General features: G+C 64.7%; 12 protein-coding genes. 4 read left to right on the top strand and 8 right to left on the bottom strand.

The window, feature by feature from the left end; all coding sequences use genetic code 11:
- Positions 1-216 precede the first annotated feature (216 nt).
- Genes QOH60_RS24820 through QOH60_RS24830 form a run of 3 tightly spaced genes read right to left on the bottom strand, consistent with a single transcriptional unit; the run spans position 217 to position 1,882 of the window.
- Complete coding sequence (locus tag QOH60_RS24820) at positions 217-564, bottom strand: cupin domain-containing protein (protein ID WP_526424553.1); 348 nt, start codon at positions 562-564, stop codon at positions 217-219.
- Between the two features lie 32 nt (positions 565-596).
- A complete protein-coding gene (locus QOH60_RS24825) occupies positions 597-974 on the bottom strand; it encodes a hypothetical protein (RefSeq protein ID WP_526424554.1) in 378 nt (125 codons plus the stop codon).
- A 47-nt stretch (positions 975-1,021) separates the two neighbouring features.
- Entirely contained in the window at positions 1,022-1,882 is an 861-nt protein-coding gene (locus QOH60_RS24830; protein WP_526424543.1) for an LLM class F420-dependent oxidoreductase, read from the bottom strand.
- A gap of 58 nt (positions 1,883-1,940) precedes the next feature.
- Here QOH60_RS24830 and QOH60_RS24835 point away from each other — a divergent pair, with 58 nt between their 5' ends.
- Positions 1,941-2,765 carry an SDR family NAD(P)-dependent oxidoreductase gene (locus QOH60_RS24835; RefSeq protein WP_526424544.1) on the top strand — a complete coding sequence of 275 codons (825 nt, stop codon included), beginning with the start codon at positions 1,941-1,943 and terminating at the stop codon, positions 2,763-2,765.
- Positions 2,766-2,841: 76 nt separating this feature from the next.
- On the opposite strand, the gene QOH60_RS24840 is transcribed toward QOH60_RS24835, so the two are convergent.
- Positions 2,842-4,419: a N,N-dimethylformamidase beta subunit family domain-containing protein gene (locus tag QOH60_RS24840; RefSeq protein ID WP_526424545.1), complete on the bottom strand. Its 1,578-nt coding sequence runs from the start codon at positions 4,417-4,419 to the stop codon at positions 2,842-2,844.
- A 119-nt stretch (positions 4,420-4,538) separates the two neighbouring features.
- Here QOH60_RS24840 and QOH60_RS24845 point away from each other — a divergent pair, with 119 nt between their 5' ends.
- On the top strand, positions 4,539-6,437 hold the full coding sequence (locus QOH60_RS24845) for a hypothetical protein (RefSeq protein ID WP_526424546.1): 1,899 nt from the start codon (positions 4,539-4,541) through the stop codon (positions 6,435-6,437).
- Positions 6,438-6,526: 89 nt separating this feature from the next.
- On the top strand, positions 6,527-7,456 hold the full coding sequence (locus tag QOH60_RS24850) for an NHL repeat-containing protein (protein ID WP_526424547.1): 930 nt from the start codon (positions 6,527-6,529) through the stop codon (positions 7,454-7,456).
- A gap of 21 nt (positions 7,457-7,477) precedes the next feature.
- On the opposite strand, the gene QOH60_RS24855 is transcribed toward QOH60_RS24850, so the two are convergent.
- Together QOH60_RS24855 and QOH60_RS24860 are read right to left on the bottom strand one after the other, a co-directional pair.
- Entirely contained in the window at positions 7,478-7,819 is a 342-nt protein-coding gene (locus QOH60_RS24855) for a hypothetical protein (protein ID WP_526424548.1), read from the bottom strand.
- Positions 7,820-7,830: 11 nt separating this feature from the next.
- Complete coding sequence (locus tag QOH60_RS24860) at positions 7,831-8,088, bottom strand: Rho termination factor N-terminal domain-containing protein (protein WP_526424549.1); 258 nt, start codon at positions 8,086-8,088, stop codon at positions 7,831-7,833.
- Between the two features lie 147 nt (positions 8,089-8,235).
- Between QOH60_RS24860 and QOH60_RS24865 the strand changes: the two genes are divergently transcribed.
- On the top strand, positions 8,236-9,996 hold the full coding sequence (locus QOH60_RS24865) for an N-acyl-D-amino-acid deacylase family protein (protein WP_526424550.1): 1,761 nt from the start codon (positions 8,236-8,238) through the stop codon (positions 9,994-9,996).
- 97 nt (positions 9,997-10,093) lie between these two features.
- On the opposite strand, the gene QOH60_RS24870 is transcribed toward QOH60_RS24865, so the two are convergent.
- The gene (locus QOH60_RS24870; protein WP_526424551.1) at positions 10,094-11,032 is read right to left on the bottom strand and encodes a R2-like ligand-binding oxidase; all 939 of its coding nucleotides are present in this window, start codon (positions 11,030-11,032) and stop codon (positions 10,094-10,096) included.
- 77 nt (positions 11,033-11,109) lie between these two features.
- Positions 11,110-11,856, bottom strand: a 747-nt coding sequence (locus QOH60_RS24875; protein WP_526424552.1) for a glycosyltransferase, incomplete at its 5' end; no start/stop codon positions are given.

Consider the following 11,856-nt stretch of genomic DNA (forward strand, 5'->3'; position numbering starts at 1 on the left):
CTGCCAATCACTTCGAGGTCTGGCCCACCGTCATCTCACGCATCGAACGCGGACAACAACGCAACGACAGCTTCGCCGACACCTACAGAAACTGGCTCAAAGCCGCTTGACACAAATAGGAGCATCAACTCAGCGTCAGAACAAAACGGCGACCAACCCCCGCAGCCAACAACCGTTGCTCGCCGAGAACCTGTTGACGCCCGCCGGAAGCGCCTCCTACTTGATCCCGTCGCGGCTGTCGGCGCGCACCGTCAGCAGCACCACCGAATCCTCAACGGCCGCAAGGCTATGTCGCACACCGGGTATGACGAGGAAGTCCCCGACGGCGCCCTCCCAGCTTTCACTGCCCGCGCTGACCTTCACCTCGCCGCTGAGCACCTGCAGCGTCGCTTCACCCGGGCCGTAGTGCTCCCCTAGCTCCCGGCCCGCGATCACGGCGATCACCGTTTGGCGCAGGAAGTGCTCGTGGCCGCCGTAGATCGTCTGTGCGGACCGTCCGCTGTCCGATTGGCGTGCGCGCGCAAGCTGTTCGTCGGCCACTGCGGTCAACGACAGCGACGTCAAGGTTGACTCCACGGATCCTCCTCATCGATGCGTCATGCGGCCAGGAGCAAGATGCCCGCGCAGGCCAGGGCGATGACCTTGATCAGTTCCAATCCGACATACACGACGTGGGCATGCGACCGCCGTGGGCTGCTGTCACCAGCCAACACGGTGTTGGACCGCCGGGTCAACCACGGCCGCACAGCCAGCAGCTGAATGGCCAGCGCAACCGCCGCGACGCACACCGACCCGACCACGCGTCCAGGTGGGGGCTGTAACCACAGCGCCACCACCACGACGACGACGAGAACCAGCTCTGCCGCATTGAGCGCACGGAACACCAGCCGGCCGATTCCGAGACCGATCTGCAGCGTGACCCCCGGCGCACGGAACTTCAACGGCGCCTCAATGAACGAGATCGCCACCACCATGCCCAGCCACACGAAGACCGCCGCCGCGGCGACCGCCCATGCTGCGGTCAACTGCGTACCCAGCGGTCCGCCAGCCCCGCCACCCAGTCAGGCACGTCCGCCGCTTCACCGGGAGGCGCCTCGACGACGACCAGCTCGTCGATGCCCAGCGCGGCCAACGCCGAAACATCGGCCTGCTGCGGCTGCTTCAGCGCAACGGCCAACCGCAGTTCGCCACGATCACGGCCCGCGTCACGGCACAGCGCCTCGATCATCGCTACCCTGTCGCCGACCGCCGCCACATCGTCGAGATTGAATCCGTACCAGCCGTCCCCCCAGGCGACCAGCCGGCGCAGTGCTGCATCGCTGTTGCCGCCCAACACAATTGGTATGGACCCACTGGGCTTCGGGTTTACCCTGATGTTGTCGAAGCCGACGAAGCTGCCGTGGAACGACGCGACGTCCTGCCGCCACAGCGTCCTGATCGCGTCGACGTACTCAGCGGTGCGTCGTCCGCGATTCGCGAACGGCACGCCGAGCGCGTCGAATTCCTCCTTGGACCAGCCGATTCCGACGCCGAGCGTGAGTCGGCCAGCGCAGAGCCGGTCGAGGCTTGCCACCTGCTTCGCGACGAGGACCGCGTTGTGTTCGGGCAGCAGCAGCACACCCGTCGCGATCCGGATCGTCGTCGTCGCGGCCGCGACAAAACTGAGGCAGATCATCGGGTCAAGCCAGTCCGCGATCGCCGGCACCGCAATCTTGCCGTCGTCGGCATACGGATACCGCGACGCCGGGTCGTCGACCATCACCACGTGCTCACCCGCCCACAGCGTCGCAAACCGGTGCGCTTCGGCGGCTTTCGCGACCGCGTCGATCACCGCACGTTCCGCGCCGGTGCCGATGCCGAGCGCGTGTAACCCGACATCCATGCCTGGATCGTCTCACGCCCGATTTTGCGATCGGGGACGAATTTCGCATGATTGCGGGATGAGGATCATCGTCACCGGTGGCAGCAGCGGTATCGGCAAGGGCACCGCAACCGCCCTGGCTGCCGCGGGTCATCACGTGGTGATCGCGGCTCGCACGCGCGAGAAGGCAGAGCGGGCCGCCGCCGAAATCGCGGGTGAAGTGGAAGTCGCGGACCTCGACCTGGCGGACCTCGCCAGTGTGCGCAAGTTCGCCGATTCAGTCGACACCGTCGACGTGCTCATCAACAACGCCGGCGTAATGGGCCTGCCTCTGACCCGCACGCCGGACGGCTTCGAGACGCTCTTCGGCACCAACTACCTCGGCCACTTCGCGCTGACGTCCCTGCTCGGCGACAAGATCAAGGGCCGCGTGGTCTCCGTGGTCAGCATGCACGCCTTGTTCGGCCGCGTAGATATCGACGACCTCAACTGGCATACCCGCGAGTACAAGAAGTGGGCGGCCTACGGCCAATCCAAGCTGGCACTTTTGCTTTTCACCAGCGAGCTGGCGCGGCGCGGGGTGCACGCGCTCGCGGCCGATCCCGGCGGCGCGGACACCAACATCGTGCGGTACGAGACGGGCTTCCTGAAATGGTCATCCGGGCTGAGTTGGCTGAACGACTTTCCGCAGAGTGCCCAGACCGCAGCGCGGTCGAGCGTCATGGCCGCAACGACTGACCTGCCCAGCGGCACCTATCTGGCACCGCGCTACAAACAGTGGGGCAAGCCACGGGTGACGAAGCCTCCCAAAAAGGCGTGCGACCCGGTGCTGGCCCGTCGCCTCTGGGAGCTCTCCGTCGAACTGACCGGTTGCGACTGGCCGGGCACATACGGGACGGCCTAAACGCCGCGTCGCTTCAGCGAGAAGGTCGCGAAACTGAAATCTGTGCGAAGCGTTGCGGCGTGTCCTCGCAAGTTCTTCAGACTCGCGGATCGGAACCGGGCCGTGCCCCGAAACGGCCGAAGACGTTCCGCGTGATCGTGGCGGCCGCCGGACACACCCGCGAGGTCCGGATCGAGGGCGCGTTGTAGTCGTCGAGACCCCAGCTCCACTGGATCGTCCCGGTGCTGAACACGCCCGCGCCGCCGTCGGCCGTGTAGAACGTCATCTGCGCGTGCTGCCCAGGCCGGCCGTTCGGCTGCCTCACCACCGGTGTGCTCGTCAGCGTCACCGTGTCCGCTGGCTCGTCGCCGAACCGTCCGTCGACCTCATATCCGAGAAGTCCCCCGAGCCGGCCCCCGTTGGCCAGGCCGGTGCCGCCGAAGACCCAGTGCGACGCGTTCGTGACGATCATGTCGCCGTCGACCGGGTCGACGATGTACTGGCTTCCCTTCATCTGCTCCTCCGGCCGCGACACCGGCGCCAGCCGGAACTGCGTCGTGACGAGGTGGCTGTCGCTGTGCCGCGAGTACGGGTCGACGGCAGTGTCCTTGTAGCCGACGATCACGCGGTTGGGCGCGCCTGACGGGCTGGGTTCCAGCCTGATCTGCCAGCAGGCGGTGTTCGCCGAGAAGAAGGCCAAATTGGTCCCAGCGTCGCGAGCAGCCTCCACGTTGTCGCGCATCTGCCACGTCCAATACTCGTCATGCCCATGGGACACAAAGACTTTCGGGGTCCGCAGGAGTCCAGCCGACGCGTGGGTGTCGACGCTCGTCGCGTACCCGACGTCGTATCCCTCCCGCTCCAGCCATCGGACCATGTTGTAGTCCCACCCCGCGGTGGAGATGGGATACCCGAACGCGACGGGCTGCACATTCGTGAGGAAGTCACCGGCACCGACGCCGGTCGCGGCGCAGGGACTGGTGCTTGCGGCGAAGGGCCTGTCGAACGAGACCTTCACGGCGGGGCGCCCGCTCGCGGAGGCCCACGGCAGTTTCGTCCCGCTGCCCCACGGATACAGCGATTTGCCGCCCCAGTAGTTGTATGCCTGATAGGTCGTCAGCGGCAGCTGGAACAGGATGTCGTGGCTGTGTGCGTCGTCGCGGACGACGAAGATGACGTAGGACTGCTTGCCGCTGTCGGCTGCCGTCAGCCGGGCCAGGTACACGCCCGTCGCCCACAACGAGCCCGTCGCGACGACGCACGAGACCGGCCAGTCGCAGCTGACGAGACCCGTCACCGGGTCCTGTGGCGGCGTGGCCCGTAAGCCGCCGGGGACCGTCATCGGGCTTGCGACCAGGCGAGCGCCCAGCCCGTGATACCAGCCCATCCGGAAGACCTCGACCCGGAAGGCGGGCGCCGCGGTGCTGACGTGCAGCGCGATCGACTCGCCGGGCCGGACGCTCGTCGCCGAGGCGTAGCCCTCGATCTCGCGTCGGGTCGCGGGGTTGGTGAGTTTCCACGCGCCGGTGCCCGGCAACTTGTTCTCCGCGGCGACGTGGTTGTGTCCCCGGCTGCCGTCGCAGGTGCAGCCCACGGCGGTCGCGAGCAGAGCCGAACCGGCGAGCTGGAGCACCCGTCGGCGACGGATCACAGGCAACACTTCACTGGCTGGCATACCTCCGGGAATCTTCGGCGTCTCATCGTATTGCGGATCGGTTCAACCGCTTCCCGTACTACGGTTTCCCCAGCGAGCGCACAGCTGTGCTCGTCACCGTGTTCGTGGAAGGACCCGCCGTGGCAACGACGCCATCTCGTAAGCAGCATCTACAGTGCGGACGATTTGTCGGCAGGATCGGCGCGTTGGCCGTGTTCCTCGGCGTCGGCGCCGCTATTGCCGCACCGGCGATAGCCTGCGCGGAGCCGACAGACTCGTCGTCGAAATCCCCGTCGACCCCGTCGGCATCGGAAGGCACCGCGACCGCCGCAGAAGCGGCAAAGCCCGATACGACCACGCCGACCAAGATGCCCCGGCACACGCGTGCGAACCCATCGGCCGGTGCCCCCGCGTCCCTCGGCGGTGACGTTCGCGCGCCGAGACCCGACCCGATGAAGTCTCTCGGCACGCTAGCCGCGAAACTGCCGCGGCTGTCCCACGACGACAAGCGGTTACAGGTAAAGACCGCGCCGGCGGAGCAGTCGAAAGTCGACGCGTCGGCGCTGAAAACGGCTGCGGTCCAGTCTGTTCCGGCTGCTTTGAAGGCACCCGCGTCCCCGTCTGTCGCGACGCTGGCCGTGAGCCCGCTCGGAACCGAGCAACAACTGGAAGCCGAGCGAATCGCCACGCAAACCGCGAACACACTCCCGGTTGCGCTGATGAAGCTGGTCCTTCAGGCGGGATGGCTCGGCACCGCGAACAGCAACTTCAGTCGTGTCGGTGGGGTGGACCAGAAGAACAAGGACGCGCTGGCCGAGGCCGTCGACGAATACGCGATGGGAGCGGCGTTCCAGCAACAGATCCTCGACTCCAACAACCCGACCGTGGTGATGCAGGTGGCTCCGCCGCACAACTGGTACGGCCAGGACGTCGCAGGCTCACGCATCCTGTACGACAACCCGGACACCATTTACCGCTTCATGGGTGTCAACAACGCCTCGACGTATGTGCTCACTGGCCGTTTCACCGGTGAGATGCCTGCCGACACGACCTTCAGCGTGCTCACTGGGCTGTCCGGTACCACCGCCTCAGTCCTGACCCCTGACGACATCGATATCGGCCCTGACGGCTCATTTACCATCACCGTGGACGGCAGGCCCACCGCAGTCGGCGAGAAGAACCACATCCAGCTGACCAACGACTCCACGTTGATCGCAGTGCGAAACACGTTATCCGACTGGAACACACAGGATCCGATGAGCCTGTCGATCGAACGGGTCAGCGGTCCACCCGACAGCCTCTTCAGCCAACTCGGCGGCTTCGCGATTCCATTGATCGGGCCCGCGGTCGTCGCCAACCCGTTGTTGACGACGCTGGTGTCGCTGGTGCCGCCGCTGCCCGTCATGCCGCCGATTCTGCGTGGAGCGGTCACCTCGGTCGTCATGCTTCTCGGGCTGCAGATGGAGTCCAAGTACATCGCGGTGGCCACCACCGATCCGACGACCGGTAAGTTGCGCGATGCCAACGAATTGCCGAACCCGACCCGCAACGCCGAGTTCCTGGCCACCCAGCTGCAGAGTGCGGGCTATTTCCAGCTCGCCGACGATCAGGCTCTCGTCGTCACGATAAATCCCGGCAACGCAGGGTATTTCACTGTTCCTGTGACCAATGACTGGACGGTCACCAACAACTACTGGGACGAGCAAACGAGCCTGAACAGCGCGCAGGCGCTGCCGAATTGCGTCGGCAATGTCTGCGACGGGACGTACACGATCGTCATCTCGCCCACCGACCCGCATGTGGCGAACTGGGTGTCGACGGGCGGGCTGAACCAGGGCACGATCTCGATCCGGTTCCAGGACCTCGACCCTGAGAACACGACGTTGCCGACCGTGAGTTCCCAAGTGGTGTCGCTGAGTCAGCTACCGTCAGTCCTGCCGCCGGGGACGGTCTTTGTGACCGATGATCAGAGAGCAGCTCAGCTCGCGACGCGAAAAGACGGCTATAACAACCGTTTTGCGCCGTTCCCCCAGCCCTGAATCTTCGTAGAACTAGGAGCTTAATGAACCGTCACCGCCAAGTGAGAGCCCGTCATGCCGCGCTGATTCTCTGCGTCACAACGTTGCTCGTGCCGATCACTGCATGCAACAACAGCGCCGAAAAGGGCGCTAGCAGTGCGTCGGCCACCACGAAGCCCACCGAGGCGCCCGGCACGCAGAGTCAGCTACCAGTGACCATTGACGGTGTAGTCTCCTCGGTCGCGGTGACCGACAAAGGCGTCTACATTGCTGACACGGGCAAGGGGAACAAAGTTGATACCCAGGGCTATTCGTCTGCGGGAGGCGCCGGCCGGCTGTTGCTGGTCGAACCGGGCGCGACCGCACAAAAGGACGTCGGCGCCAAGGTAGGAATTCCACTCAGCATTGCTGCTGCGCCAGACGGCACGGTATACATTCTGTCGATTCACCCAAGTCGAGCGGTGCAGTTCTCCAGCGGCTCGACTGACCCTGTCCCCTTACCGTTCACGTTCGGCGAGTCGCTCAGCGATGCAAGTCCCTCACGGATCGCGGTGACGTCGACGGGCGACGTTGCTGTGTTGACCGACAAAGACATCCAGCTGTTGCCGAAGGGGCAAAAGACGCCGAACGTCATCGGGAAACCGGAGTACGAACACTTTCTCGCGACCGACAACAAGGGAGGCGTCTACTTCTCCGACGGCTTCGACCACGACATCAACGTCATAGAAAGCGGATCGACGGAACCGCGCGTGTTCGAAAAGCAGGACGAGGCGAACCCGACGAAACAAATGGTTGCGATGGCATTCGACACCAACGGCGATCGGTACAGCCTCTACGAGAGTTGCGCGCCACCACAGGAGGAAGGCCTGATCCGGCCCTGCAAGACGTCGTCCGTCTACACCCTGACCAAGTTCGCCAACGGTTCCTCCACACCGACGGATATCCCCGTCCAAGGGCTGACGTCGGCGACGAGCGTGGCCGTGGACAACTCGGGCATCTACATCGCCGACAACAAGCGCGTAGTGAAGATCGCGAAATAGCGGCTGCGGTCCCGCGCGCGCTCAGTCGTCGTCTTCGTCGCTCTTCTTGTCCTCGTCGTCGGCCTCGTCGTCGTCTTTGTCGTCGCCGTCCGACTCGTCGTCGTCGTCATCCTTCTCGGCTTTGTCCTTCTTGTCTTTGTCCTCTTTGTCTTTCTTCTCGTCGTCCTTCTTCTTTTTGTCCTCTTTGTCATCACCTTTGTGGTCGGACCCAACTTCGATGGTTGCCCAGTGGGATGGGGAAACCAAGACGGTCCAATTGCCGTCCTCGCGGCCCATCTTCAGCACACCGTCTTCGACTGCCCATGCGGTGTCGTCGCCGTAGTCGTCTGCTTCGCCGTCGCGGTACGTGAGTTTGAATGCCATGGCCGATCCCCCTAGTGGTTACGTAGCTTGGCGACGAGCTTGTCTTTGGTCAGGCCCGAATAGCCGGATATCCCCAGCTCCTTGGCCCGCTTCTTCAACTCGCTTACAGTCCAGTCGCTGTAGGAACCGGATTTTCCGCCCTTGCGGCCGACCGACGATTTTCCGCGAGCCGCTGCGGCGTTGGAAATCCTTGCCGCCTTCTCCTTGGAGCTGCCTTCCTTGCGAAGGTCTTGATACATCTTCTCGTTCTTGATCGACGAATTCGGCATGTCACCCTTTCTCGCGAATCCAACGCGCCACGAATGGAATGCCCGCGCCCGAGCGTGGCAAACATGTGGCGCGCGGATGCAGAATCTGGCGATTGATACTTAGCCGGTCTTAGAGGATGCTCAGAGGCGACAGTTAGGAGCGGCCCCATGTTCGACCTCAAGATCGTCGGCGGCACCGTCATCGACGGCACCGGCTCGGATCGCTACAGCGCCGACGTCGGCATCAAGGGCGGTCGCATCGTCGAGGTTCGCCGCCGCGGCGCCGACGATGCGTCGCTACCGGGCGAGGCAGCCGAAACCATCGACGCGACAGGCCACTTCGTGGCGCCCGGCTTCGTCGACATCCATACCCACTACGACGGTCAGGTGAGTTGGGACAGCCTGTTGGAGCCGTCCAGCGGACACGGCGTAACGACCGTCGTCACCGGCAACTGCGGTGTCGGCTTCGCGCCGGTGCGGCCCGGCTCGGAGGACTGGCTGATCGGTCTGATGGAGGGTGTCGAGGACATCCCCGGCACCGCGCTCACCGAGGGCATCACGTGGGGCTGGGAGAGCTACCCCGAGTACCTCGACGCGATCGGCAAGCAGAAGTTTGCGATCGATGTCGGCAGCCAGGTGGCGCACGGCGCGGTCCGCGCGTACGCAATGGGAGACCGCGGCGCCAAGAACGAGCCGGCGACACCCGAGGACATCGCCGCGATGGCCCGGCTCGTCCAGGAGGCGATCGAGGCTGGGGCACTCGGCTTCTCGACGTCGCGCACGATCGGCCACATGGCTATCGACGGCGAGCCGGTGCCCGGAACCTATGCCGCCGAGGACGAGCTGTTTGGGCTGGGCCGGGCGATGGCGGCAGGCGGGCAGGCAGTCTTCGAGCTTGCTCCGCAGGGAGTTGCGGGCGAGGACATCATTGCGCCCAAGAAGGAATTGGACTGGATGGAGCGCCTCGGCGCCGAGATCGACCGGCCCATCTCCTTTGGCATGATCCAGGTCGATGCCGCGCCGGACCTCTGGCGCGAACAACTGGACATCTCAGCGGCCGCTCATCAGTCGGGCAGCCGGCTGTATCCGCAGATCGCGGTCCGGCCGTTTGGCATGTTGTTCGGTTTCGAGGGGCATCACGCGTTCACCCATCGCCCGACGTTCCGGCTTCTGAAAGCGCAGTGCAGCCGTGAGGAGCTGGCACAGCGGCTCGCCGATCCGGCCGTTAAGGCGGCGATTCTGTCCGAGGACGATCTGCCGCCCGATCCGACGGTGTTGTTCGACAACATGTTCGCGCTCGTGCAGTACTCGCTGAAACGCCTCTACCCGCTCGGCGAGGTGCCTGACTACGAGCCGACGCCCGACGGCGCGGTCGCTGCGATCGCGGAGGCACGCGGCGAGGATCCGTTGGCCACGTTGTATGACCTGATGCTGGAGTCGGACGCGACCGCGATGCTGATGCTGCCGTTTTACAACTACTCATACGGCAACCACGACGCGATCCGGGAGATGCTGACCCATCCAGCCGGGGTATCGGGCTTGTCCGACGGCGGCGCCCACTGCGGGATGATCTGCGACGCTTCCTATCCCACTTTCTTATTGACCCACTGGGCGCGGGATCGCCACCGCGGCGAGAAGCTGCCTTTAGAGTTCTTGGTGCGCAAGCAAACTCATGACACCGCGCAGCTCTTCGGGCTCACCGACCGCGGCACGATCGAGGTGGGCAAGAAGGCCGACATCAACGTGATCGACATGGAGGCGTTGAGGTTGCACAGCCCGCGTATGGCCTACGACCTCCCGGCGGGCGGACGCCGAATCGTCCAGGGCGCCAGCGGGTATGCGGCCACGATCGTCAGCGGTGCGGTGACCCGCCGCGACGGCGTCGATACGGGGGCGCGTCCCGGTCGCCTGGTGCGCGGCGCGCGCTAAAGGGGAGTTCGCCCGGCGAGTGTCACGTTATGGCGACGCCGCCCGGCGTGTCGTCTACGTAACGTTAATGTCGGCGACGACTGCTGGCCGGCCGATGCTACGCGTGTGCGAGCGCCTTTCGGTCCTCGTCGGCGAATGTGTCCTCCAGTTGCAGCGGCGTGTAGTCGAGATCGATCTCGCCAACTGGGCGCCCCCGGGCGCTGGAGATCGTCCCGAATCGCCGCATTCCCTTGTCGGCGGAGTACTGTATGAACTCGTCTTCGGAGAGGTCGAACGGCTTCTGCTCGCCGTAGAGCGCAAAACCGTCTTCGGTGAGTTTCAGCGCCAACGGGATGAGCTCATTCATCCGCGTTTCGAAGACCCCCCAGTTGGAGTCGTCGGCGGCGACGTGGCGCCTGCACGTGAACGTCCCCCACGCCATGTGGCGCCGCTCGTCGTCACCGATGTGCTGGACGAGTGCCTGCATGCCGGGCAGGATGCCGCGTTCCACGCAAATCTTGTGCCACGCATAGTATCCCGTGAGCGCCAGCATCCCCTCGACGATGTGGTTGTACACGACAGACGCGCGAACCTGAGACGCGGGTGAGGGGTCGGTCAGCAGCGCGTCGAGCGAGTCCGGCAGCACGTCGTAGAAGATCTGCCGGTACGCGGGAAGGTCGTCGAAGTAGCTGTGCAGGTCCTCGGTGATGCCGACGGCATCGAGCCACATCCGGAACACCTGCATGTGCTTGGCTTCCTCGAACGCGAACTGCGTCAGATACATCTCATCGCCCAGCCGCCCTTCGGCCCGCATCGCGCTCATGAACGGCTGAATGTCTGTCGTCACGGCCTCTTCCCCGGCGATGAACTGCGCGCACAGCCGGGTCGCATAGTCACGGTCCATGTCGGAGAGCGACTCCCAATCGGCCCGGTCGCGAGAGAAGTCGATGTCGGCCGGATTCCAAAACTTAGCGTTGCCGCCGGCAAACAGCTTCAACGGCAAGCTATCCCAGTTGAGTCCTCCAGCTGCGATCGAACCGAAGCGTGTGCGCGTCATGCGCTGATCTCCTCACCCAAATACCCCCTGCCCGGATTATCGCCCTGTCGTGCGCCGAGTTCAACGACCCGGCGTCACTACCTGACACCGTAGGCCGTCAGCAAACTACGACCGATCGCATCCATGCTGAAATCCTCCTGCGCGGTCTTGCGCCCGGCAGCACCCATGGTCTTGCGCAGCATGGGGTCTTCGATCAACTGCCGGACGGCATTGGTCAGCGCTTCCTGACTGTGATCGACGACGATGCCGCAGCCGCGCGTGCGCACCGTGTCAGCGAGGCCGCAGCTTTCTGTGATGACCACCGGCAAACCGACTGCCATCGCCTCGAGCACCGACATCGAGAACGGCTCGTCCACGGACGGCAGAACATAGATTGTTGCTTGCGCCATCCTGTCGGCCGTCTCCTCCGGTGGCAGCGCCCCTTCCCAGAAGATCGACTTCGCGGCGTCGTTGTCCCGGTCGATCGCTTCACGAACCGTGGCGCCTTCTCCCCCGTCGGGACCGATCAGCGTGAATCGCGCATCGACACCGTCGGCCAACAACTCACGCGCAGTCTCGACGAACAACGCCGGCCTTTTCCGTTCATGTAGCCGCGCCAGGTAAAGGACCTCCACGTCACCGTCATTGTGGCTCGCCGGCGGAGGCGACGCCGGAACTCCGTTCGGGAGCGCCTGAGCAGCGATCGCCGGCTCGACCTCCAGCAGGTCGTCGCGCTCCTTGTCCGTCAGATAGAGCACGACGTCTGCCCGGCGCAGGATCGGGCGGGTCAGGAGCAGATCGAGCACAGGCGCGACCGGATGCCGCGACCTCACGATCATGCCGTG

This window comes from Mycobacterium sp., assembly GCF_032159765.1.
GTDB lineage: Bacteria > Actinomycetota > Actinomycetes > Mycobacteriales > Mycobacteriaceae > Mycobacterium.